Annotated in this window: 19 protein-coding genes and 5 pseudogenes; 18 read left to right on the top strand and 6 right to left on the bottom strand. The window is 59.5% G+C overall.

The features are described 5' to 3' along the window. Positions 1-181: 181 nt before the first annotated feature. Positions 182-547, top strand: a complete 366-nt coding sequence (locus EN862_RS37085) for an extracellular solute-binding protein (RefSeq protein WP_245454714.1) — start codon at positions 182-184, stop codon at positions 545-547. A gap of 464 nt (positions 548-1,011) precedes the next feature. Here the strand turns inward: EN862_RS37085 and EN862_RS33390 are convergent, their stop codons facing one another. From EN862_RS33390 to EN862_RS37080, 3 genes and pseudogenes are all read right to left on the bottom strand, one after another. After that, positions 1,012-2,466, bottom strand: a complete 1,455-nt coding sequence (locus tag EN862_RS33390; protein ID WP_024504270.1) for a glutamate synthase subunit beta — start codon at positions 2,464-2,466, stop codon at positions 1,012-1,014. Positions 2,467-2,507: 41 nt separating this feature from the next. Continuing rightward, positions 2,508-2,671: pseudogene (locus EN862_RS33385) on the bottom strand (thioredoxin domain-containing protein); the annotation flags it as partial. Positions 2,672-2,946: 275 nt separating this feature from the next. Next, positions 2,947-3,132 (bottom strand): annotated as a pseudogene (locus EN862_RS37080) (pyridoxal-phosphate dependent enzyme); the annotation flags it as partial. Here EN862_RS37080 and EN862_RS33375 point away from each other — a divergent pair. Further along, on the top strand, positions 3,047-4,000 hold the full coding sequence (locus EN862_RS33375) for a TauD/TfdA family dioxygenase (protein WP_024504271.1): 954 nt from the start codon (positions 3,047-3,049) through the stop codon (positions 3,998-4,000). The pseudogene EN862_RS37080 and the gene EN862_RS33375 overlap by 86 nt on opposite strands. A 594-nt stretch (positions 4,001-4,594) precedes the next feature. Here the strand turns inward: EN862_RS33375 and EN862_RS36395 are convergent. Next, a complete protein-coding gene (locus EN862_RS36395) occupies positions 4,595-4,864 on the bottom strand; it encodes a hypothetical protein (protein WP_024504272.1) in 270 nt (89 codons plus the stop codon). Between the two features lie 993 nt (positions 4,865-5,857). On the opposite strand from EN862_RS36395, the pseudogene EN862_RS33365 reads away from it, so the two are divergent. Continuing rightward, a pseudogene (locus EN862_RS33365) lies at positions 5,858-6,004 on the top strand (multicopper oxidase domain-containing protein); the annotation flags it as partial. A 104-nt stretch (positions 6,005-6,108) separates the two neighbouring features. Here EN862_RS33365 and EN862_RS37075 read toward each other — a convergent pair. Then, a pseudogene (locus EN862_RS37075) lies at positions 6,109-6,237 on the bottom strand (LysR family transcriptional regulator); the annotation flags it as partial. A 370-nt stretch (positions 6,238-6,607) separates the two neighbouring features. Here EN862_RS37075 and EN862_RS33360 point away from each other — a divergent pair. The 11 genes from EN862_RS33360 to EN862_RS33310 all read left to right on the top strand — a co-directional run bounded on the left by EN862_RS33360 (position 6,608) and on the right by EN862_RS33310 (position 18,523). Beyond that, complete coding sequence (locus EN862_RS33360) at positions 6,608-6,889, top strand: acyl carrier protein (protein ID WP_029356603.1); 282 nt, start codon at positions 6,608-6,610, stop codon at positions 6,887-6,889. After that, positions 6,890-8,098, top strand: coding sequence for a beta-ketoacyl-[acyl-carrier-protein] synthase family protein (locus EN862_RS33355; RefSeq protein WP_127276661.1), 1,209 nt, complete (start codon positions 6,890-6,892; stop codon positions 8,096-8,098). Positions 8,099-8,951: 853 nt separating this feature from the next. Then, the gene (locus EN862_RS33350) at positions 8,952-9,542 is read left to right on the top strand and encodes a NodA family N-acyltransferase (protein ID WP_024505875.1); all 591 of its coding nucleotides are present in this window, start codon (positions 8,952-8,954) and stop codon (positions 9,540-9,542) included. After that, positions 9,539-10,198 carry a chitooligosaccharide deacetylase NodB gene (nodB, locus tag EN862_RS33345; protein WP_126057632.1) on the top strand — a complete coding sequence of 220 codons (660 nt, stop codon included), beginning with the start codon at positions 9,539-9,541 and terminating at the stop codon, positions 10,196-10,198. The genes EN862_RS33350 and nodB overlap by 4 nt, the downstream gene beginning before the upstream one ends. A 15-nt stretch (positions 10,199-10,213) precedes the next feature. Further along, the gene (gene nodC / locus EN862_RS33340; protein WP_032899868.1) at positions 10,214-11,539 is read left to right on the top strand and encodes a chitooligosaccharide synthase NodC; all 1,326 of its coding nucleotides are present in this window, start codon (positions 10,214-10,216) and stop codon (positions 11,537-11,539) included. 260 nt (positions 11,540-11,799) lie between these two features. Continuing rightward, positions 11,800-12,714 carry a nodulation factor ABC transporter ATP-binding protein NodI gene (nodI, locus tag EN862_RS33335; RefSeq protein ID WP_024505873.1) on the top strand — a complete coding sequence of 305 codons (915 nt, stop codon included), beginning with the start codon at positions 11,800-11,802 and terminating at the stop codon, positions 12,712-12,714. A 3-nt stretch (positions 12,715-12,717) separates the two neighbouring features. Then, the gene (locus EN862_RS33330; protein ID WP_029356621.1) at positions 12,718-13,506 is read left to right on the top strand and encodes an ABC transporter permease; all 789 of its coding nucleotides are present in this window, start codon (positions 12,718-12,720) and stop codon (positions 13,504-13,506) included. Positions 13,507-13,795: 289 nt separating this feature from the next. After that, a complete protein-coding gene (locus EN862_RS33325) occupies positions 13,796-14,557 on the top strand; it encodes a sulfotransferase (protein WP_024505871.1) in 762 nt (253 codons plus the stop codon). A gap of 377 nt (positions 14,558-14,934) precedes the next feature. Further along, the gene (locus EN862_RS33320) at positions 14,935-16,221 is read left to right on the top strand and encodes a dicarboxylate/amino acid:cation symporter (RefSeq protein ID WP_126063813.1); all 1,287 of its coding nucleotides are present in this window, start codon (positions 14,935-14,937) and stop codon (positions 16,219-16,221) included. Between the two features lie 272 nt (positions 16,222-16,493). Continuing rightward, positions 16,494-17,555, top strand: coding sequence for a LacI family DNA-binding transcriptional regulator (locus tag EN862_RS33315; RefSeq protein ID WP_024505889.1), 1,062 nt, complete (start codon positions 16,494-16,496; stop codon positions 17,553-17,555). 164 nt (positions 17,556-17,719) lie between these two features. Continuing rightward, the gene (locus tag EN862_RS33310) at positions 17,720-18,523 is read left to right on the top strand and encodes a TIM barrel protein (RefSeq protein ID WP_024505888.1); all 804 of its coding nucleotides are present in this window, start codon (positions 17,720-17,722) and stop codon (positions 18,521-18,523) included. A 48-nt stretch (positions 18,524-18,571) separates the two neighbouring features. Here EN862_RS33310 and EN862_RS33305 read toward each other — a convergent pair whose 3' ends face one another. Next, positions 18,572-19,489 carry a LysR family transcriptional regulator gene (locus EN862_RS33305; protein WP_024505887.1) on the bottom strand — a complete coding sequence of 306 codons (918 nt, stop codon included), beginning with the start codon at positions 19,487-19,489 and terminating at the stop codon, positions 18,572-18,574. A gap of 701 nt (positions 19,490-20,190) precedes the next feature. On the opposite strand from EN862_RS33305, the pseudogene EN862_RS37585 reads away from it, so the two are divergent. From EN862_RS37585 to EN862_RS33290, 4 genes and pseudogenes are all read left to right on the top strand, one after another. Beyond that, positions 20,191-20,565, top strand: a pseudogene (locus EN862_RS37585) (IS110 family transposase); the annotation flags it as partial. A 91-nt stretch (positions 20,566-20,656) separates the two neighbouring features. Further along, positions 20,657-21,181 carry a transposase gene (locus EN862_RS37580; RefSeq protein WP_245265439.1) on the top strand — a complete coding sequence of 175 codons (525 nt, stop codon included), beginning with the start codon at positions 20,657-20,659 and terminating at the stop codon, positions 21,179-21,181. A gap of 1,218 nt (positions 21,182-22,399) precedes the next feature. Next, entirely contained in the window at positions 22,400-22,681 is a 282-nt protein-coding gene (locus tag EN862_RS33295) for an acyl carrier protein (protein ID WP_126057635.1), read from the top strand. Continuing rightward, the gene (locus tag EN862_RS33290) at positions 22,682-23,890 is read left to right on the top strand and encodes a beta-ketoacyl-[acyl-carrier-protein] synthase family protein (protein ID WP_126057636.1); all 1,209 of its coding nucleotides are present in this window, start codon (positions 22,682-22,684) and stop codon (positions 23,888-23,890) included. Positions 23,891-23,941 lie beyond the last annotated feature (51 nt).

The following is a 23,941-nucleotide window of genomic DNA, read 5'->3' as shown; positions in this document are numbered from 1 at the left end:
CTCTACCCAGACGATTCTTACTGGAACAAGATGACGATCCAACTGACGACGAAGTCGCCAGCATGGGATGTGTTCGGCACTGGCATTCAGCCCGCGTAGGACCTCGCTCCGAGTGGCGCCTGCTGGACAAATACCTGAGTGATCCGAAGCTTACCGATGCTGGATACGACTACATTCGGACATGATCAAGAAGTGCGCGGCTCCTTCCTTCGCCAATGATAACTGGAACCAGGTCGTGGACGGCATCTCGTCCGGCCGCACCGCGATGACGATCGACTCAAAAATGTTCGGCTTCTGGAACGATGTTGCGGGGAAGCCGGCATCCGGCAAGATCGCCTTCGCTCCGCCGCTGCACGCACCGAGCGCCACGAGCTTGGATTCTGACATCTGGATCTGGGCTCTCGCCATGAACGCGGCTTCCGAAAAGAAGGGCACGGCCTGGCTGTTCATCCCGTGGGCCACCTCCAAGCAGGTGGCGCTCAAGGGTGCCCTTGCTGGCCAGCTCGTCAATCCGCCGCGCACGTCGACCTGGCAGGACGATACCTAGACTAAGTACGCTTCGCAGCCCGAGTTCAACAACTTCGTTGACAGCTTCAAAAAGATACAGGATCAAGCCGCGCTGGCTTTCACACCGCGTGTCGGCTTCGGCGAAGCCATGAACGCATGGGCCGTGGCGATGCAGAAGATGGCAAACGGCGATGACGTCGAGACGACGTTGAGGGCGCTTGCCGAAGAAATCCGCACTGGCCTCTGATCAAAAGGAACAGGGCAGTACTATTGCACTGCCCTGTTCCCGCCAACGGCGGAGATCACGCCGTGTCACCCCAAGCACTTAAACCCAGCGCTGCTTCGCCCGGCCGCGCCGACGATTTTTCTTGGCCGCCAAGGCGGCAGCCTGCGGCCGGGGCCACAACCGAAACGACCACGGCGATCAGTCCGTAAGCTGCCCGGGGCAGCGGAAGGGCGGAAAGCGCCTTCAGGTGGCCGCACAAGTAGGGTCTCGAGACGGACTCAGCGCGGCAGCACGCTCGATCCCATCAGCGCCTCATCGATGGCGCGCGCCGCCTGGCGGCCCTCGCGGATCGCCCAGACGACCAGCGACTGGCCGCGCCGCACGTCGCCCGCCGCATAGAGCTTTTCGACGCTGGTCCTGTAGTCCCGGTCATTGGCCTCGACATTCTTCGAGCGGCGGCTGTCAATGGCGATCTTCATCTGGCCGGCCAGTTCCGACACCGGCCCGCGAGCGGCTGGCCCGGCAAAGCCGATGGCGATGAACGCGAGATCGGCACGAATGACGAATTCGCTGCCGGCGATCGGCTTGCGCTTTTCGTCGACCTCGCAGCATTTGACCCCGGTCAGCTGGCCGTCTTCGCCGATGAACTCGAGCGTCGCCACCTGAAACTCGCGCTCGGCGCCTTCGGCCTGCGAGGACGAGGTGCGCATCTTGGTCGCCCAGTAGGGCCAGACCGAAAGCTTGTCTTCCTTTTCCGGCGGCTGCGGACGGATGTCGAGCTGGGTGACGCGGACCGCGCCCTGGCGGAAGGCGGTGCCGACGCAGTCGGACGCGGTATCGCCGCCGCCGACGACGACCACATGCTGGCCGCCGGCGAGGATCGGATGCGACGGCCACGCCACCGACTGGATCGGTTCGCCGCCGACACGCCTGTTCTGCTGCACCAGATAGGGCATCGCGTCATGCACGCCGCCGAGATCGTCGCCGGGAATGCCGGCCGCGCGCGGCGTTTCGGAACCGCCGCAATAAAGCACCGCGTCATGTTCGGCGAGCAGCTCGGCAACCGGCTTGTCGACGCCGACATTGACGCCGCAATGGAAGGTGACGCCCTCGCCCTGCATCTGCTCGATGCGCCGGTCGATATAGTGCTTCTCGATCTTGAAGTCGGGAATGCCGTAACGCATCAGCCCGCCGGGCCGGCTCTCGCGCTCATAGACATGGACGTCGTGGCCGGCGCGGCCGAGCTGCTGGGCAGCCGACATGCCGGCCGGGCCGGAGCCGATGACGGCGACGCGCTTGCCGGTCTTCTTCTCCGGCGGATAGGGCCTGATATGGCCGGTCTCGTAAGCCTTGTCGGCGATCGCCTGCTCGACCGTCTTGATGGCGACGGGAATGTCCTCGAGGTTCAGCGTGCAGGCTTCCTCGCAAGGTGCGGGGCAGATGCGGCCGGTGAATTCCGGGAAATTGTTGGTCGAATGCAGGTTGCGGATCGCATTGTCCCAGTCGCCATTGTAGACGAGGTCGTTCCAGTCCGGGATCTGGTTGTGGATGGGACAGCCCGTTGGCCCGTGGCAGAACGGAATGCCGCAATCCATGCAGCGCGCGGCCTGTTTCTCGACCTCCTTGTCCGACATCGGCAGCGTGAATTCACGGAAATGCCGGATGCGGTCGGAGGCCGGCTGGTACTTGTGCACCTGCCGGTCGATTTCGAGAAAGCCTGTTACCTTGCCCATAGTCCAGCTCCTGCTGTCCAGATGGCGCGCCTGGCGACGCCCTGCAGCTGGATCAGATGGGGCATCCCGTCCACACATGGGCCGCACCAAGTTGCCCAAAATTCGACTATGTACACTTGCCGGGCTCAAAGCTCGTGAGGGGCTCGCCATGCAGCCAGTTCTCGACTCTAATCGAAGGAGCCGGGGACTCCATCTGCAATACCACGTTGCGGTCCAAAGCTATTTCCAAAGGTTTCTGCACGAGCTGGTTTCCTCTCAGAGACGGCACACGGGTTCAGGGAGGAGCGCATCGCTCGTCTTGCCCCATTAAGTGCAGTCACAGTCACTCAGTCTCAAAAGCCATGCCAACGCGCTCAGCGCGCAGTTAGCGCCCATTGCTTCGAAAAACCTCGTCAGTGCCCAGATGTTGGTTGTAATGAACCTGACATTTGTCTGACGCTGTCAGCTTTTGGACACGCGATCACGCGCTTCGTGCCGCCAGGCCAGGCCGAGCCCTGTGTTGCCAGCGGTCGCTTCGATGATTGTACCGCCCGGCGCGAGCTGGCCACGCTGTTCGGCATTAACGATCATCGACAACGCAATGCGATCCTTGATCGATCCGCCGGGATTTTGGCTTTCGAGCTTGACGAAGAGAATTCCTGACTCCGACGTTGTACCGCTGACCAGCCGTGTTGGAGCTGAAATCAGAGGAGTTCGCCTTGGTGGAGACCTTTCGGACGCAGCGATAGCAGCCATCAACCAGCTTCTTCTAAAACACAAGGTGATCTTCTTCCGCGGCCAGGAGCATCTCGACGATGCGGAGCAGGAATTGTTCGCGCGGCGTCTGGGTAACCTTGTACCTCATCCCACGCAGGGGCCGGCAGCCGGCACGGCCTCAATCCTCAATCTCGATTCCGGCCGTGGCGGTGGCAGGGCAGACCAGTGGCATACCGATGTGACTTTCGTCGATGCCTATCCGAAATTCTCGGTCCTACGTGGCGTCGTCATTCCGGCGGCGGGGGGCGACACGATCTGGTCCAACACGCACGCCGCGTACGAGAATCTGCCGGCGCCGCTCAAAATATTGGCGGACAATCTGTGGGCTATTCATAGCAATGCCTACGACTACGCAGCCGTGCGCCCGCGCGCCACAGCCGAAGAGAAGAAGCACTTCGAGGAAGTTTTCACATCGACGATCTACGAGACCGAGCATCCGGTCGTGCGCGTCCATCCGGAAACCGGGGAGAAGTCGCTGCTGCTCGGCAATTTCGTGCAGCGCCTCGTCGGCCTTTCCAAGAGCGATTCCGCCAAACTCTACGAGGTGTTCCAGTCCTACGTCACTGCCCCGGAAAATACCGTGCGGTGGCGCTGGCAAGTAGGCGACGTCGCTATCTGGGACAACCGTGCTAACCAGCATTATGCGGTCAACGACTATGGCGACCAGCACCGGGTTGTGCGTCGCGCTACGGTTGACGGTGACGTTCCGATCGGCGTCGACGGTCGCCGCAGTATAACCCATGTCAAGGCAGCCAAGCCGGCGGCGAAGGCAGCCTGACCGTCTGAACAGGGTAAAGATGAAAACTTCGTATCGCCGCGGCCATATCGCGCTGCTTAACCGCCCCACAAAGCCTTATGATTTCCGAGAAGCAAGGCGAGTTGCGGGCTCGAGGCTTGGCCCGAAATCGAGGTCCTGCAGCGTGGCGCATGGCTCGAGTCGCTGCTCGTGGCCCCGCTGCAGCGGTACAGGTCCCCCACCGCCCCACCATCTCGCCCGCCCTGCACCTCGGATAGCGATCATTCACCGTTTGTTCATTATGATAGCGCACGATCATAACTGGACATGCTGGTAGCTCGTACATGCCTGAAGGCCCTGCGCGCCGACCCAGCGCCGGGGCCTTTTTACTTCCGCAAAATCGATTCCAGCAACGCGGGCACTTCGCAGGATGTCGGAATCCCGCGCTTGCGATGATACGCCGTACAGCGAATTGCGCGAGTCAAACGAATTTGGGTTTCTCAAATATAGAATCGTCGATACCGATCCTGATGGATCGAGCCTCGACGACGAAGTCAACCATCTTCAAACGGAATTATTCAACATTGCCGAGAGCTCCCGGTGTGCCGTCGAAGCCGACATTGGGGAGGTCAGCGGTCACCAACGATCATGGTGATCGCCAGCATCTTTCGTATTCACATAACCGTCGGCCTTGTACTTTCCCGAGGCCATGACATGAGTGGGTCTTCCAAGCACCGATTTGGCCCGGTAGGATTTGCAGGGGGCGCGGACAAGCGGATGAACAAACGGAATGATGCCGGAAAACTGCGCGCGCCTGCTGGGATTTAGCCGACCGTCGATAGGAACATAGCCCTGGTCGACGGCTTTCTGAAGGGCAAGAGTTTCGCCGACCTGGCTCAGGAACATGGCTTGTCGACAACGAGGGTGCGCCAAATCATCGAGAAGGCCGATCGGCTCGTGGGCGGCGCATTCAGACCAAGACTGAAACGTCCAACGCCTCGCCTCGGTCCGATTTCATGGTCGACTATCCCTATGTGTGCAAATGGCCGAGAAGCACCGGCTGGGTAGCGTCACGCCGCATCATTCTTTGCGGAGCTGGAGCGCGCGGGATCGCTGGAGCGGCTGGTGAAAGCGGTTGCCGGGGCGCACAACACGTGAGCTGGCGCCTCGTGTGGCAAAAGGAGAGGGCGAGAGCCCATGGCCTGCAATGAAGCGATCAAGCATTGCGATCGTGGAACCAAGCTAGTCGACCATCCGGACCGCGGCCTTCAATGCCAGCTCGCCTTGGAATCGGCCTTCCAGGAATTGGCTGAGCGCGCAGCGGAATCCGGCTGGACCGAGGAGATAGCCACGCGCTCCTCGAACTCGCCGGCGCGCGCCTCAGGAGCGACTCCGCCAATGACAGACTGAGAGGACGATTAATCGTGCCAGGGCAACGAGAGAGCGGCAGGTTCAAGAAGCTTCGCCTGAACCGATAGGAACGTCGCTGCGCCAATAAAATTGGCGGTGAAGGCTGACCGCGGCCGAGTCGGGCAAGCGAGCGAAGTGCTGAAATAAGGGCGTGAGAATCCAAGACATCGTTTGTAGAGAGCATCGAGCTTCGCGAGATTGTGGTACAGGATCGACCGCAGGTGTTCTCGCAGCGCTCGCAGAACCCGGGATTCTTCCGCGGCACCCGCCAAGGCGAAGAACGGTCAGAGTTGCACGATAACGTTTAAAAGCGAGCCTTCCTCCGAAAGTCTGCGCGCGCAGTTCCACGGTCCGATGCGCTTTCATAGCTATTCCAATCGCCGCGCCCATCCTCTCCCGGATCAGGTCCAGCGGGTCTGCAGTGCATGCGCCCCCAAAGTGGACGCCATTGGGCCGGGTGAACCGGGCTCGATTGCGCGCCGAAGGCCCGTTCCAGGCCCGGAAATCCGGGTCCGTCAGGGCGAGCGCGTGCGGGTCGAGGTAGAGAACGGCCTTGCCGAGAAAACGACCGTGCACTGGCATCGCGTGCGTGTGCCACATGCCATGGATGGCGTGCCTCACCTCACGCAGAAGCCCGCGAAAAGGCAACGGAAGATCTAGCATTTATGGGGGAAATGTTTTTTCGGAGTGCTTGACCCGCAGGAAGGGCAGGGCATGACTGCCTATCGCCCGACCCGGCCGGCCGCACTCATGACCGGCTGGGCTCGGTTAATCCTGCATGCCGCGCCCATGAGGTTGCGCTCTGTCGGGAGTGCGTCGAGCACAACGACGAGATGTAGTTCACGATCTTTGAAACGCGTGTCAACCATCCAAAGTGTGGATGCCTTTCATCGAAACAAACGATTTCATCAATGTTCTGGAATCCTGCATGGGCAGAACAGAAACCGCCCGAAAGGAGATTTTTCATGCGCTCTACCGGGCAGTGGAGTGCTGGGAAAGGGAGTTGCAACTGACCGGGTCCGACTTCTTCCGAGTCTATGGACAGACTGGGAGACGCGCACGGTGTAGCGGCTCACATCGTCATACTGCACCTACGCCACACACCGGCCGGACCTGATCCGGCTTTATGAGCATTGGGCTTTGTCAGTTGCCCAAGCGTGATGGCTTTCGCGACGCGGCGCGCCTCAGGAACTGAGCCGCGTCCAGGTCGAAACGCGGGAAAGAAAGACAGGAAACAGAATGGCCGATCAATTCGCAACGGACGTCATTGCCCTGATCAAGAAACGCGCCGAGTCGGAGAGCGGTGAGGGAATGCCTGCGTCATTCGTCGGCGAGATAACAATCGCCACGGAACTGGACGCGCTCGGGTTTGATTCGCTGGGTTTGGCGGACGTCCTCTGGGATGTGGAGCAGGCCTACGGCATCAAGATCGACATGAACACGGCCGATGCCTGGTCCAATCTCAAGAATGTCGGCGACGTCGTGGAAGCCGTCCGCGGCTTGCTTGCGAAGGAGGCTTGAATGGACAGGCGCGTCGTTATCACCGGAGTGGGCGGCCTGTGCGGACTGGGCACCGACGCCGCCTCTATGTGGAAAGAGATGCGCGAAGGCCGCTCCGCCATCGGCCCGATCGCCAATTCCGAGCTTCATGACCTGGAGGGCATGACCGGCGCTGAGATCAAGGCGCTGCCCCAGCACGACATCAATCGCAAGCAGTTCGTCTCCATGGCCCGCTTCAGCTTGCTCGCCGTGCTTGCAGCGCGCGAAGCCATGCGGCAGGCCGGACTTTCCTGCGACGAGGGGAATGCCCATCGCTTCGGCGCGACAGTGGGCGTCGGCGGCTTGGGCTGGGATGTGATGGAGGAAACTTACCGGGCCCTCCTTTTGGACGGCGCGAGGCGAGTTGGCATCCTCGCTGTACCCAAAACGATGCCAAGCGCCGCCGCCGGCCAGGTGAGCTTGAGCCTCGGCTTGCGCGGGCCGGTCTTCGGGGTGACCTCCGCATGTGCCTCGGCCAACCATGCGATCGCCTCGGCGGTGGACCAGATCAAGCTGGGCCGGGCCGACGTAATGGTTTCCGGAGGCAGCGACGCACCCTTCGCATGGGGCGTGCTGAAAGCATGGGAAGCAATGCGCGTGCTTTCACCCGATACCTGCCGGCCCTTCTCCGCCGATAGGAAGGGCCTGGTGCTGGGCGAGGGTGCGGGCATGGCCGTGCTGGAAAGCTACGAGCATGCCACGAGGCGTGGTGCCACAATTCTTGCCGAGATCGCCGGCGTCGGCCTTTCCGCCGATGCCTTCCACATTGCCGCGCCATCTGTCGAGGGGCCAGCGTCGGCGATGCGCGCCTGCCTTGCCGATGCCGGGCTGAATGCCGAGGACGTCGACTACCTCAACGCGCACGGCACCGGTACCAAAAGCAATGATCAGACTGAAACGGCGGCGATCAAGCGTGTGTTTGGAAACCACGCTTATTTGATGTCCATCTCTTCCACCAAGTCCACGCACGCGCATTGCCTCGGCGCAGCGAGCGCGCTTGAAATGATCGCCTGCGTGATGGCAATCCAAGAGGACGTCGTGCCGCCGACCGCCAACTATCGCGAGCCAGATCCCGCTTGCGACCTCGACATCACACCCAATGTGCCGCGCGAGCGCAAGGTGCGCGTCGCCATGAGCAACGCCTTCGCCATGGGCGGTACGAACGCAGTTCTGGCATTCAGGCAGGTGTAGAAGCCATGCAAGACGCCTCATTTGAGGTCACCTGTCGTATCTAGCTGCTTGCCGGACCACTATGTGAAGCGAGCGCTATTGGCTGCCTCTGCGATGCGGGAATTGGCAGCGGACGTCTCACGATCAAACAGGCATCTGCTTGTAGAATTCTTTTAATCGTGAAGCGGCGCGAGTGCGCTATCCGTTGAGGTGAGCAAGGCCGGCGCCCTGGGTGAGCGCTGGTGTCGGGTGGTGGAAAGTACAGGGGGAGCTGTGTGGCCCCCTCTTTCTCGGCCTCGACGATGTGCGAAGGAGCCTGTGCGGCGAACGGGCCGACGCCCCAGGCTCAGAACCTGGGCGAACCTAACTCCCGCCAAAGGACAGCCCAGAGCTGGATACACGAAAGAGATACTGAACCCGCGAATCAGATTCTGATCAATCGTCGTGTCTGAGCTCCGCTCGGCTCTTACGGAGATAATCGCGCGGCCCGGCAACGGCCGCGCGTGCCGCGGGCGTGAGCTTTGCGCTTCGTCAGAAGTGCCTCGAGCGTGACGACGATAATTGACCAGCCATATGGAACGCATTCGCCCAGTTATCCAAAGCGTGGATACCTTTCATCTAAACAAAGGATTTTACCGTTTTTGCTGCAGGTCCCATAGAGGCGCTTCAAGTTGGAAAGATAGGTAGTTCCCATGGTTGCGTTGGATCCGAGGAGCATCATCTGGTGTGCGGGGCGCACAAAGTCAGTCGCATCTGCATTACGGCTTGGTCTTTCGGCGGTCTCCACAAGTTACGCCCCGTTGGTGCGATGCCAATTATTTAACCAATGCTTGGACATTTATCTCAACCAGACAGCTCCAAGGTGAGGTCTTCCATGCGCCCGAATGTCGATTGGAAGTTGTGCTGGGAAAATGAGCTGCAACTGGCCGACCATGTCGAACTCTCCGACTTTTTTCGAAAGACCTATGGACGGACTGGCGCCTTCAACGCGGAGCCATTCGAAGGCGGCCGCAGTTGGGCCGGCGCGAGGCCGGAATTCCGCGCAATCGGCTACGACGCGCATGGGGTAGCGGCTCACATCGGCATGCTGCGGCGCTTCATCAAAGTTGGCGAGGTCGACTTGATCGTCGCTGAATTGGGCCTGTACGCGGTTCGTCCGGATCTTGAAGGGCTCGGAATCGGTTTTTCGATGCGCGTGGCGTACCCAGTGCTCCATCAGTTGGGTGTTCCATTCGCTTTCGGCACGGTTCGGCACGCGCTGCGAAACCATGTCGAAAGATTCTGCAGAGCCGGCCTCGCGAACATTGTGTCGGGCGTTCGCGTACGATCGACCCGTCCAGATGTGCATCCCGACCTGCCGCCCACGCGCCTGGAAGACGTACTCGTGTTGGTTTCGCCGATCGGACGCTCGATGGACGAGTGGCCGTCCGGTACCCTGATCGACCGGAACGGTCCGGAACTATGAAGCCTCTGGACTACATATGCGAAGGGCAGAGTGACAATGCCGATGGCACTGCAGAGCGCAGCGTCTATCTGACGTTTGACGATGGTCCCAATTCATTTTTCACACCGCAGATACTCAATGTGCTGGCGCAACATCAGGTGACGGCGACCTTCTTCGTTGTTGGGGCCTACGCGGCCGACGAGCCGGAACTCGTTCGCCGAATTATTACAGACGGGCACGGTATAGCCAACCACACGATGACTCATCCGGACCTGGCCAAATGCGGGTCCGTCGAAGTCGACTGCCAGATAGTTGAGGCAAACAGAGTCATAGGGATGGCTTGCCCGCAGGCCATGGTTCGGTACTTTCGTGCACCGTATGGCATCTGGACCGAAGAAGTAATCGCTGCATCAGCGGGTGCGGCATTGGCGCCCGTCCATTGGTCCATTGATCCACGCGACTGGTCTCGCCCCGGCGTTGACGCCATCGTCGACAGAGTGCTCGCCGATATCCGGCCGGGCGCAATCGTGCTGTTGCACGACGGGTGCGCTCCCGACGAATTGCAACCAGGCAATCAAGCCAGTCTGCGCGACCAGACGGTGACAGCGTTGTCACGCCTAATTCCAGAATTGCACGGCCGCGGATTTGTAATCCGATCACTTCCTCAACACCCCTGAACAAACAGAGATCCTATGGACCTTCTCACCACAGCCAGTACTGTTGCCGTTTCGTCTTATGCGGTGCTCTCGACTGTTTACAGAGGCATGCAAGCGGTCTACTCCCAACCGGAAAATGTTACGCCGCCGTCGGAAAGCTTGTTCGGATCCGACCGTTGGCCGAGCGTGGATGTCATTATCCCCTGCTACAATGAGGACCCGCGCACACTCGCGGCGTGTTTAGCTTCCATTGCAAATCAAGATTACGCCGGAACATTTCAGGTCTATCTGGTTGACGACGGTTCTGGAAATCGTAATGCCGTCATCCCGGTACATCACGCCTACGAGGGCGACCCGAGATTCAATTTCATTCTGCTCCGCGAGAATGTTGGCAAACGCAAGGCGCAGATCGCCGCCATCCGCCGCTCATCTGGAGATTTCGTGCTCAGCGTCGACTCTGACACGACACTTGCGTCCGACGTCATCACAAAGCTTGCAGTAAAAATGCGGGATTCCATGGTCGGAGCGGCCATGGGCCAGCTGACGGCATACAACCGCAGCGACACTTGGTTGACCCGATTGATCGATATGGAATACTGGCTGGCTTGCAATGAGGAGCGCGCGGCGCAAGGTCGCTTTGGTGCGGTCATGTGCTGCTGCGGCCCATGTGCAATGTACCGCCGGTCTTGTCTCCTTTCTCTGCTGGATCAATACGAGACGCAGCTGTTCAGGGGGAAACCAAGCGACTTCGGTGAAGACCGTCATCTTACGATCCTCATGCTGAAAGCAGGCTTTCGAACCGAGTACGTTCCAGGTGCCGTCGCGGCGACAGTCGTTCCGGACAAGATGGGACCTTATTTGCGCCAACAACTCCGCTGGGCACGAAGCACCTTCCGGGACACGATGCTTGCGCGAGGTCTACTGCGTGGCCTGGATCGCTATCTAACTTTGGATGTGATGGGAGAGAATCTCGGCCCATTGTTGCTCGGCATCGCGGTAGTAACGGCGCTCGGTGAGCTACTATTTTCACATACAGTAAATTGGTGGACGGTGCTGGCTATTGTCACGATGACCATAATCAGATCTACGGTGTTATCTTTCCGCACTCGGCAGCTTCGATTCATCGGCTATTCAATGCACGCGTTAATCAGGATATTCCTGTTGATCCCCTTGAAGGCTTACGCCCTGTGTACATTGAGCAATAGCGATTGGCTGTCGCGTAAAAGTGTTCCCCTGCCCAACAGGAGCACAAAGGAAATCACAAGCGCGATGCCGCTTGCCGGAGCAAATGCTGCGGGCAATTCTGGAATTGCGGAGTCACTTCATACTGCAGATCTTTCGCTCACAGCTGGTGAAGTCTGACGGCCTTGCAGCGCCGAGTGACCGAGTAAGTTGTGTCAGTCGACACGGGGTGAAGCTTTCGAGTTACCTATGGTCAGAACGGGAACTATCTGGAAGCGACACGTGGCATCTTGACGTTATTCTTTGGCGGAAGCGATACACGCGTCGCTCCGGCCGCGACTTTCCAAAGGTGCCATCTCAAGGCGGTGGCCTGCTCTGAACCAGAATTCGCAAGTAAGCTGCCGGTGGCCAATCGGACTCATTCCGCTTGAGATAGACGCATGTCCAATGTAGCAATCGACCTTACCGGCGTAACCAAATTATTCGGAAACAAGCTCGTTGTGGACGGGCTGTCCTTCACCGTTGCATCGGGAGAGTGCTTCGGTCTGCTGGGGCCGAACGGCGCAGGCAAGAGCACGATTGCGCGTATGCTCCTCGGTATGACCCGGCCTGACGCGGGTGATATAACAGTCCTCGGTCTACCAGTGCCGGCACGCAGCCGCTTGGCCCGCAAGGGCATAGGCGTGGTCCCGCAGTTCGACAATCTCGACCTGGAATTTACGGTACGCGAGAACCTGTTGGTGTTCGGGCGCTACTTCGGCATGAGTACAAGAGAGATCAACGCCGTCATCCCACGGCTCCTCGAGTTCGCTCGCCTTGAGAGCAAGGCGGATTCACGTGTCGGCCTGCTATCCGGCGGGATGAAGCGGCGCCTGACGCTGGCACGTGCTCTGATCAACGACCCCCAGTTGCTTGTGATGGATGAGCCCACGACCGGCCTCGACCCGCATGCCCGCCATCTGATCTGGGAGCGACTTCGTTTCCTGCTGGCGAGCGGAAAAACGATCATTTTGACCACCCATTTCATGGAAGAGGCTGAGCGGCTTTGTGATCGGCTGTGTGTTCTCGAGCGGGGACGCAAGATCGCCGAGGGCAGTCCTCATGCGCTGATCGACGAGTACATTGGGTGCAACGTGATCGAGATCTTCGGCGGCAATCCACAGGAGCTGATTTCGCTGATCAGACCGTACGTTCAGCGTGTCGAGGTAAGCGGCGAGACGCTCTTTTGCTATGCGCCTGAGCCGGAGGATGTGCGCATCCAGCTTCGCGGTCGAGCGGGTCTGCGTATTCTAGAGCGTCCACCCAGTCTGGAGGACGTTTTCTTGAGGTTAACCGGACGTGAGATGGAGAAGTGAGCAATGGGTGAACGTTTTGCGGCCGCTCTACCCGCCAACGCCTGGAACTGGATCGCGGTGTGGCGCCGCAATCATCTGGCATGGAAGAAGGTGGCATTTGCTTCAATGCTCGGCACCCTTGCTGATCCGATGATTTACCTTTTCGGGCTCGGCACTGGCCTTGGACTGTTGGTAGGCCGCATCGAAGGTGCATCCTACATCGCCTTTCTGGCAGCCGGCATGGTTGCGACGAGCGCGATGACAGCATCAACCTTCGAAACAATTTACGCGGTTTTCGGTCGAATGCGCGATCAGGGCACTTGGGAAGCAATCCTGCACACACAACTTACCCTCGGCGACATCGTTCTCGGTGAATTGACCTGGGCAGCCACAAAGGCCTTTCTGGCCGGTACGACAATTGCGATTGTTGCCGCCGCGCTAGGTTATGCCGCGTGGACGTCGGTTCTCTACGTGCTGCCGGTCATCGCTCTCACCGGGTTCGCCTTTGCGAGCCTGGCCATGCTCGTCATCGCGCTCGCGCCCAGTTATCACTATTTTATTTTCTATCAGACGCTTGTCATCACACCCATGCTGTTCCTTTCGGGCGCGGTTTTTCCAGTCGGCCAATTGCCAGGAGTGTTTCAGCAGATTGCGGCCTTCTCGCCGCTGGCGAATTCTATCGATCTAATCCGTCCGGTGATGCTCGGCCGCCTGGGCGACAATGTAGGGCTGCATATAGGCGCACTTTGCATGTTCGCTGTATTGCCTTTTTTTCTGTCGGCTGGACTGTTTCATCGACGACTAATGCGTTGACGCTTACCTACGCCCATCAACGAGAAGGAGGTCCGCAATGCCGGATTGCAAACTGCCCCCAGCGGCCCGGAGGCATGCGTGTGCCAGGAATCGCGAGTGGTACAACAACGCCGAAGCCGGGCGCCACCCAGCCGCTGCAGGCACGCGCCCATCTTCGCGACCACACCTCGGAGTACAGGCTGGGTGGTGAGGCGCGCGGACCCACCCGGAGCGTTCAAGCGATAGCAGCCAAGCTTCTTGTGCGCGTCCCCAGACCGTCGCGGCCATTATTTAGTTGGATACACATGCAATGACCCACAACGAACCAACTCCTGAGCCTTTTGTGATCCTTGCTATGCCAAGGACCGGAACACACTATTTAGAAGAATTGCTAAACGAGCATCCGACCGTTCTGAGTAACGGTGAGTTGCTAAACGAATATGATCCCAATTGGCCCAGCACGGATCGCCTGCTAGGCACGGATCGCGAGCTTCTTGAGCTTGCCTATGTGCGCTGCCCTATGCGCGACTACAAGAATGTGACGCATCTTGGCTGCAAGATCAATGAACCTCAGTTTCGCGAGCGTCCAGCATTCTTTGCGGAATTAGCTCGTTGGCCAGCACTCAAGGTCATCCTCGTTGTTCGCCGAAACGTATTGGAATCGCTCCGATCCTTTGTGCAGGCCAGGGAAAGCGGTCAGTGGCTGAAGTTCAGCTCGGACAACGATACCGCTCGGCCACCGAGCGTCAGGTTGTCAATCGCCGACTGTGAGGCTTATTTCAAAGCCGCCGACGATTTTCACGCTCGCGTTATGGACTCCTTCACGTCGACCAACCTGCTTGTAATGGAATACGAGAGCCTACTTCACGAACCTGCCCAATGCTTGGGAGCGGTTTGGGATTTCCTGGGCGTTCCAGCGCTTGAGCCATCAGATAACGCCATCTTGCAGCGCCAGGAAACGCGACCGCTTGATCAAACGGTGGAGAACTTTGACGAGTTGCGGATTCACTTCGCACGCGGACCTTATTCAAGATTTTTTGACCTCGGAGATTCAATGCGCTCCTACGCTTAATCGCTTGTACCGCGTGCTCTGATGGGCGTGTAGGATATCCTGCAGTTTGCGCGCATTCCGTTCCAAAACTGACAAACCAAAGTCACCAAGGCAACCGGCAGTCGATCTGCGGCGAACATCAAAGGGCACGGGCGCAAGGCGACCTGGTCAATTCCCTCTCTGATGAAGCACTTCCTCAGACGCGATCTTTGGCGAGCCTCGAGTGCAGAATTCCGGCAAGGTGGAGGGTTCCAGTGCGCAACTGCACCAATCTCGCTGGACGGGACAGGCGTCCAGTTGGCACGGCGCTTGCTCCGAGATGACAGCAGCGCTCGACCGGAGCGCAGCATGGGAGAAGGAGGAGCCCCCACCCCGATCCGGTCAGGGAGAGAGAAACGATGTTGGTTCCAAGAGTCCCCCGCGCGATCGCAGCGCCCCGCAAGCGCCATTTTGCCCGGACCTACGTGCAGGTACTTGCCGCCATGGTCCTTGGAGCCGCAATTGGCTACCTCTATCCGGAAACCGGCCAAAGCCTGAAGCCGCTCGGCGATGCCTTCATCAAAGTCATCAAGATGATTATCGCACCTGTCATCTTCCTGACAATTGCGACCGGCATTGCCGGCATGAGCGATCTGCAGAAGGTCGGCCGAGTTGCCGCCAAGGCGATGGTTTATTTCCTTACCTTCTCGACGCTTGCACTCGTTGTCGGGCTGATTGTCGCGAATATCGTTCAGCCTGGCGCCGGCCTCAACATCGATCCGGCCTCGCTCGATGTCGAAGCCGTTAAGGGCTATGTGGCCACGGCTCACGAGCAGTCCGTGACCAGCTTCCTGATGAACATCATCCCGTCAACGATTGCCAGTGCCTTCGCGGAAGGCGACATCCTGCAAGTCTTGTTCTTCTCGGTCTTGTTCGGCATTGCTCTGGCGATGACCGGAGAGACGAGCAGGCCGGTCGTTACCTTTCTCCAGGCGCTCACCGCCCCCATTTTTAAGCTCGTCGGCATTCTGATGAAGGCTGCACCCATCGGCGCCTTCGGCGCTATGGCCTTTACGATCGGCAAATACGGAATCGGTTCGGTGGCCAACCTCGCGATACTGGTCGCGACGTTCTATCTGACCGCCTTCCTCTTCGTGTTCGGGGTTCTCGGCGTGGTCTGCCGCTGCAACGGCTTCTCGATCTTTTCTCTTGTCCGCTACATCAAGGACGAGCTGCTGCTTGTCCTGGCAACGTCCTCCTCGGAGGCCGCGCTGCCCTCGCTCATGGAGAAGATGGAGAAGGCCGGCGCCGCGCGTTCGGTCGTAAGTCTCGTCATCCCTACTGGATACTCATTCAATCTGGACGGCACCAATATCTACATGACGATCGCCGCCCTCTTCATCGCGCAGGCGACGAACACAGATTTGTCAATTGCCGATCAGATCCTCCTGCTGCTAATTGCGATGCTTTCCTCGAAGGGTGCGGCAGGCGTCACCGGCGCCGGCTTCATCACATTGGCCGCTACTCTGTCTGTCGTGCCGAGTGTTCCCGTTGCCGGAATGGCTCTAATTCTTGGCGTGGACCGCTTCATGTCGGAATGCCGCGCGCTGACGAATTTAGTCGGTAATGCGGTGGCATCGCTCGTTGTCGCTCGCTGGGAAGGCGAATTGGACCAGTCCCGGATGGAAGCCGCTTTCCGCGGTTAGGGTTACATCAAACGGGCTCCCCGCAAGCAAGCAATAGCGCGACGTGTAAGTCACGGCCTTCACAGCAGTCGAATTGCCGGCCTCCAAAGAGCGCTGGAAATAGTGTACTAACGCGGAGAGTAATACAACACCATGAAGCCCCTAAGCAAACGAACGGTTCACGGAAACTCATCTGGGTCCGCATGGAGCGCTGTTCGTCGAATGCGTTATCAACCGTGGGGTGTGGTAACTATTTCAGCTTGCCGCCCCAAGCCGTCGCGGGATCGCACCGGATGACGGAGGACCGGCCGATCAGAATCGCTAGGGGAAAGCGCGTCACAATTGCCGATCTCGCCCGCGAAGCCGGAGTCAGCGTAGCAACAGTCGATCGGGTTCTGAACGTCCGCCTTCCGGTGCGAGAGGAGACCGCCCAGCGGGTCCATGCGGCCGCGCACGCGATCGGCTATCATGCTGCCGGTCTCATCAAACAGCGCTTGCAGCAGCACCTGCCGCACTACAAGCTGGGCTTCATCTTGAGAAAACCTGCCCACGATTTTTACCAAGATTTCGCTCGCAATATTGAAGAGTCGGTCAGTATGGCTAAATCCTTCCACGGCCTTCCGATCATCGAGTTCGCGCAGTCACATTTGCCGCGTGACCTGCTCCCGCTTCTTAAGGACCTTGGAAGCCGCTGCCAGGCGATCGCCATGGTGGCGGCCGATCACCCGAAAATCACAGCATCAGTCGAGGAGCTCAAGGCGAAAGGTATCCCGGTATTTTCGCTGTTATCCGACTTCGCCGATGGCGTGCGCGAGGGCTACATCGGCCTCAACAACAGCAAGGTCGGACGGACTGCCGCTTGGGTGTTTTCCAAGGCCGCAAAACGGCCCGGCAAGGTGGCGGTGTTTGTCGGAAGCCATCGCTTCCAGGCGCATGCGACGCGGGAAACGGCCTTTCGTGCCTATTTTCGTGAGAACGCGCCCAAATTCGAGGTGCTTGATCCGCTCGTGAACCTTGATGAACGGCAGCTCACTTACGAAAAATTGCTGGATCTTATGCAGCGGGAACCAGAGCTCGTCGGCTTCTATATGGCCGGCGGGGGTATAGAGGGAGCAATTTCCGCGCTCCGAGAAGAGGGGAGCGGTCAGGATCTCGTCGCGATCGTGAGTGAAATGACGCCGCAGTCACGTGGGGCGCTTGCGGATGACATCTTGACGATGGCGGTCGGCACGCCAATGCGCCGACTTTGCCAGGAGCTGATAATGGCAATGGAGCGGGCCATCAAAGCCGGCGTCGCGGAGAGCCCGGGGCAGACATTTCTGCCGTTCGACATTTATCTTCCGGAAAATATTTGACCTTGATGGATTTCTATCATGAGCGCCCATTTTCCTTTCACCGATGAAAGGAAAGCTCGATTGACTCGGCCGTCTCTGTCCGATCTGTGAACCGGCGTGGTTCCGTCTTGAAAGAAGCCGGATGCCGAAATGGCAGCCGCGCTTCATGGAAGGAAAGTCAAGCAATGCGCCAGGTATCGCCCCGCTTTGCACTCGATCACATGGCGGCGCCCCGCCTTGACGTCAGTGCGCTTTTCGCGCTTGCCCGTGACCAAGGCCTGACCGACGTCCAAATCCGTTACCCTCATTTCAGCAATCCTGTCGCACGCGGCATTCCGGCTGCGGACGTTCGGTTTGCCGCTACCGAAGCGGGCGTCACGATCATCTCTGTCAACGCCTTGCAGCGGTTCAACGACTGGACTCCAACGCGTCAGGCCGAGGCAAGCAACCTCGCCGATTATGCGACGGCGTGCGGGGCAGAGACGCTCGTGTTGGTGCCGGCCAACCGCAGCTCGTGGCCCACCAATAGCGAGCGCCAGGACAATCTTCGTTTCGCTCTAAACGAGATCAAGCCAATCCTCCAGTCGCGGGGTCTGATCGGTCTCATCGAGCCGCTGGGTTTCCGAACCTGCTCGCTTCGATCAAAGAAGGAAGCGGCCGAGGCCGTTGCCGCGGTTGATGGCCAGTCCGTCTTTCGCCTCGTGCACGACACGTTCCACCACACCCTGGCCGGGGAGACATGCCTGTTCTGCGAGCTTACCGGCCTGGTGCACATTTCAAGCGTAAACGACCCGACCTTCTGGATTTACCCCGATCGCTTTCTTGCAGGTTCCGACAATGGCAGCCAGATTCAGGCGCTGCTGGATGGCGGCTACGCGGGACCTTTCTCGTTCGAGCTGATCGAGGAAGTCCATTCTCTGGACGATCTCGCAGGCGCACTTGCCGCCAGCATCGACTTTATCCGGCGAGGGCTATTGTCGTCAAAGTAGATGGTGACAGGTGTAGTGACTATAGGTGCGCCTGAATTTTCCGAGGGTTCACAGCGGGGCAGCCATCCGAGATGCCTCCTGTATCATTATCTCCCGCATCCAGATGCTTGCCGGATCGCTATTGTGGAGGGCCGGCCATTGGAGGGTCTCGGTGAATGTGGGAAATGGCAGCGGAAGTTCGATAACCCGCAGGGGGAACGTTTTTTCGAAATGCCTGACCAGCCGTAAGGGCATGGTCGCTATACGAGCTGTGCCGGACACCATAGGTGGAATCATGCTGAAGCCCTGCACGGCGACCTCGACACGTCTCTTAAGGCCATGCTCAAGCAAAAACCATTCCTCGATAGACGGCTTCATCGTACGCCCGAACCTGACCGCGACGTGCCTCATCGACATGTATCTCTCGAATGTAAGCTGCTGTGGCAGCTGCTTGTTTGTGGGACAGCCTACGCACACGAGCTTCTCGTCAAACAGCGCAATGCTTGAATGCACACTCGACGTGAACATATCCGGTAGAATTAGAAAATCGACGTCACCGCGCCGGAGAAGCTCATCGGGGCTATCGTCGACAGGCAGCAGTTCGAAGCTGACGGCGGGGGCTTCCCGTGAAATACGCTCCACAAGCTTTTCGAAAAACACGAGCGTGACGAAATCGGAAAGAATGATCCTGAAGAGGCGATCGGCTCGAGCTGGGTCAAACGGATCCGAAGAAATAATCGAGCACTGGATGTGCTGGAGAGCGTCGCGAACTGCGGGGGCAAATGCTGCCGCACGCGGGGTTAGAAATCGTTCGCGACCTCTTATCGTAAACAGTTCATCGCGGAAATAATCGCGCAGTCGGGCGACGGCCGCACTCATGGCGGGCTGACTCAGGTTGATCCTGCGTGCCGCCGCCGAGAGATTACGCTCCGTCAGGAGTGCGTCGAGCACAACGAGGAGATTTAGATCAAGTCCTTTGAAACGCATGTCATCAGCCATCCATGGGATGGATGCCTTTAACCGAAACAAACGACTTTAACAATTTAGCATTCTTGCAATCTTTTGTCGCAAAAAGTTTATGATGGATGACGTTAAGGTCCGACATATGAGCCGCGTGATCTGCCGAAGCGAGCAATCGTTCGTACTGTGCAGGTCAGAGATTGGCAGTTTGAAACGCCGGGCCGATGGCGCCGGGCTATCAACCAGCGTCTTCGGCGGCCCCGACCTAGCTGGGCGTGGAATCTAATAGGGTGCACCTTTCCAGTCCGAGGCGACTGATGGGCGGTTTGATCCTAAGCTGCCGTGAGGCCTGTGCCAATTGTATCGGCGAGCCAATGCAGCAGTCCGGCAGCGTTTTTGAGAGCTGTTGTAGGCTCGGCCTAAGCCCATTGGCGCAAGCCTATCTGAACGAAGCGCTTGGCCTTGCCGCTATCCGGTATGTGATCTGTGGTGTCTTCTCGTCCTGCTGTTCTTGTTTTGGAACGCCCTTATGGTGAGCCCATCCGGGACGTGGGGCACCGGGAGCACAAAGGTGCAGGCAGGCCGTCAATAGACCGTGGGCTGAGAGCCCGAGCTCGTTACATGGCCGCCCCTGGCGACTTTCCCGGATGCGCTGCGAGCGCGGATCAGTAGATGTCGTGTTGCCCGCCAGCTCCCGTCTTTGACCGAGCCAAGAAGGAGGAACGGGCATGCTTATCATCGGACTGGATATTCACCGCGCCTTCGCCGAAGCAGTGGCATGGGAGGAGGGCAGGCTCAGGCGACTCGGCCGCGTCGACATGCGGCGCGATCTGCTGGCGGCGTTCGCCGCGAAGCTGTCGCCGAACGATGTCGGGGTGATCGAGGCCACCGGCAGCGCGACGTCCGCTGCAGCTGTGATTGCGCCGCATGTGAAGAAGGTGGGGATCGCCAAGCCGAAACAGGTGTTTATCGTTGCCTATGCCAAGATCAAAACGACGATCGACGCCGACGTTCTTGCGCAGCTCTATGCCAGCGGCTTCTTGCCAGAAGTCTGGATTGCGGACGAGCCGACGCAGGCTCTGCGTCGACAGGTGACACGGCGCAATCAGATTGTCCGACAGAGATCTCGATTGAAGAGCGTCATCCAGTCGATCCTTCATAGCCACCTGATCCGTCCTGCCCGCATGCCGACCTGTGCGGCGCCAAGGGTCGGACCTGGTAATCGAGCAGGTCGTACCGCAGGACGAGCGCCTCGCGATCGATGGGCATCTGCGCGAGTTCGACCGATTGGGCGAAGACCTCCAGGTCATCGAACGCGATCTTGTCCGCTCGGCTCTCGAGGATGAAGGCGTGAAGCGGCTGATGACCATTCCCGGCGTCGACATCACCGTCGCGCTGGCGATGAAGGGCGGCGATCGGCGACGTGTCGCGCTTCGACGATCCGCAGAAGCTCGTGACCTATCTCGGGTTGAACCCAAGCGTCCAGCAGTCCGGCCAGGTCCGGCCTACCATGGGCGGATCACCAAGCAGGGCCGTGGTCATGCGCGCGGCATGCTCGTCGAGGCGGCCTGGGCGGCCGCTCGTGCTCCCGGACCGTTGCGAGCCTTCTCCCTGCGGCGTGCGAGCCCGGCGCGGACAGCATGTCGCGGCCGTGGCAACCGCACGCAAACTCTCTGTCGTGATCTGTCATCTGTTGAGAAGGGCGAGAGTTACGCGTAGGCTCGACCCTCCCTGCATGCCAAGAAGCTTGCGCGATGTGGAACTCAAGGCCGGGAGCAAGGCTGTGCGCGGCCAAAAGGGAGCGCACGCCTACAACATAAAGAGCCACCGGGAAGAAGAGCGCCGCTGGGTGGAGCAGGCCGAGGGCGCCTATGCACGCCTCGTCGCCGGTTGGAACCCACGAGGTCCGAAGAGGGTAGGCACGGATGCCGCAAACCGGGCGCCCAGCTTGGCATAAGGGCTACGTGGCCTCAGGAAGCGTCGTCGCCAATGCAGACCATGGACGAATTCCCAGCCGATGCCGAGATGCCGGTCGACCGTGCCTGTCGCCGTCCGGTGATGCGATGCCCCCGAGCGGATGAGTTCGCCCCGGATGCTCCCGGTCACGACGCACGGGTTCGGGTTCCAAGGCGCTCAGTTTTGTTCGCGCCCAATCGGTGTAGGACGCGGCAGAAAATACGAGCGTGACGAAATCGGGAAGAATGATCCTGAAGCGGCGATTCGGTAGAGCCGGGTCAAACTATCCGACGAAATAAACGAGCACTGGATGGGCGGGAGAGCGTCGCGAACTGGAGGGCAAGAGCTCCCGGACGCAGCGTTAAGTTTGAATACCTCCGCGGACATGGTCGCGAGCTTATCGCGCAAATAATCGAGCAGCCGAGCGCCGGCCGCACTCATGACCGGCTGGGCTCGGTTAATCCTGCATGCCGCGCCCATGAGGTTGCGCTCTGTCGGGAGTGCGTCGAGCACAACGACGAGATGTAGTTCACGATCTTTGAAACGCGTGGTCAACTATCCAAAGTGTGGATGCCTTTCATCGAAACAAACGATTTCATCAATGTTCTGGAATCCTGCATGGGCAGAAGCACCTGACGCACACCGATGCCCCCACTGCCTCATGGCGTGGCGAGCGTCTTAAGAAACCGCCCGAAAGGAGATTTTTCATGCGCTCTACCGGGCAGTGGAGTGCTGGGAAAGGGAGTTGCAACTGACCGGGTCCGACTTCTTCCGAGCCTATGGACAGACTGGGAGACGCGCACGGTGTAGCGGCTCACATCGTCATACTGCACCTACGCCACACACCGGCCGGACCTGATCCGGCTTTATGAGCATTGGGCTTTGTCAGTTGCCCAAGCGTGATGGCTTTCGCGACGCGGCGCGCCTCAGGAACTGAGCCGCGTCCAGGTCGAAACGCGGGAAAGAAAGACAGGAAACAGAATGGCCGATCAATTCGCAACGGACGTCATTGCCCTGATCAAGAAACGCGCCGAGTCGGAGAGCGGTGAGGGAATGCCTACGTCATTCGTCGGCGAGATAACAATCGCCACGGAACTGGACGCGCTCGGGTTTGATTCGCTGGGTTTGGCGGACGTCCTCTGGGATGTGGAGCAGGCCTACGGCATCAAGATCGACATGAACACGGCCGATGCCTGGTCCAATCTCAAGAATGTCGGCGACGTCGTGGAAGCCGTCCGCGGCTTGCTTGCGAAGGAGGCTTGAATGGACAGGCGCGTCGTTATCACCGGAGTGGGCGGCCTGTGCGGACTGGGCACCGACGCCGCCTCTATGTGGAAAGAGATGCGCGAAGGCCGCTCCGCCATCGGCCCGATCGCCAATTCCGAGCTTCATGACCTGGAGGGCATGACCGGCGCTGAGATCAAGGCGCTGCCCCAGCACGACATCAATCGCAAGCAGTTCGTCTCCATGGCCCGCTTCAGCTTGCTCGCCGTGCTTGCAGCGCGCGAAGCCATGCGGCAGGCCGGACTTTCCTGCGACGAGGGGAATGCCCATCGCTTCGGCGCGACAGTGGGCGTCGGCGGCTTGGGCTGGGATGTGATGGAGGAAACTTACCGGGCCCTCCTTTTGGACGGCGCGAGGCGAGTTGGCATCCTCGCTGTACCCAAAACGATGCCAAGCGCCGCCGCCGGCCAGGTGAGCTTGAGCCTCGGCTTGCGCGGGCCGGTCTTCGGGGTGACCTCCGCATGTGCCTCGGCCAACCATGCGATCGCCTCGGCGGTGGACCAGATCAAGCTGGGCCGGGCCGACGTAATGGTTTCCGGAGGCAGCGACGCACCCTTCGCATGGGGCGTGCTGAAAGCATGGGAAGCAATGCGCGTGCTTTCACCCGATACCTGCCGGCCCTTCTCCGCCGATAGGAAGGGCCTGGTGCTGGGCGAGGGTGCGGGCATGGCCGTGCTGGAAAGCTACGAGCATGCCACGAGGCGTGGTGCCACAATTCTTGCCGAGATCGCCGGCGTCGGCCTTTCCGCCGATGCCTTCCACATTGCCGCGCCATCTGTCGAGGGGCCAGCGTCGGCGATGCGCGCCTGCCTTGCCGATGCCGGGCTGAATGCCGAGGACGTCGACTACCTCAACGCGCACGGCACCGGTACCAAAAGCAATGATCAGACTGAAACGGCGGCGATCAAGCGTGTGTTTGGAAACCACGCTTATTCGATGTCCATCTCTTCCACCAAGTCCACGCACGCGCATTGCCTCGGCGCAGCGAGCGCGCTTGAAATGATCGCCTGCGTGATGGCAATCCAAGAGGACGTCGTGCCGCCGACCGCCAACTATCGCGAGCCAGATCCCGCTTGCGACCTCGACATCACACCCAATGTGCCGCGCGAGCGCAAGGTGCGCGTCGCCATGAGCAACGCCTTCGCCATGGGCGGTACGAACGCAGTTCTGGCATTCAGGCAGGTGTAGAAGCCATGCAAGACGCCTCATTTGAGGTCACCTGTCGTATCTAGCTGCTTG

Source organism: Mesorhizobium sp. M2E.F.Ca.ET.219.01.1.1 (assembly GCF_004016445.2).
In the GTDB taxonomy this organism is placed as follows: Bacteria; Pseudomonadota; Alphaproteobacteria; order Rhizobiales; family Rhizobiaceae; genus Mesorhizobium.
This window is presented reverse-complemented; position numbering and strand designations above follow the sequence as displayed.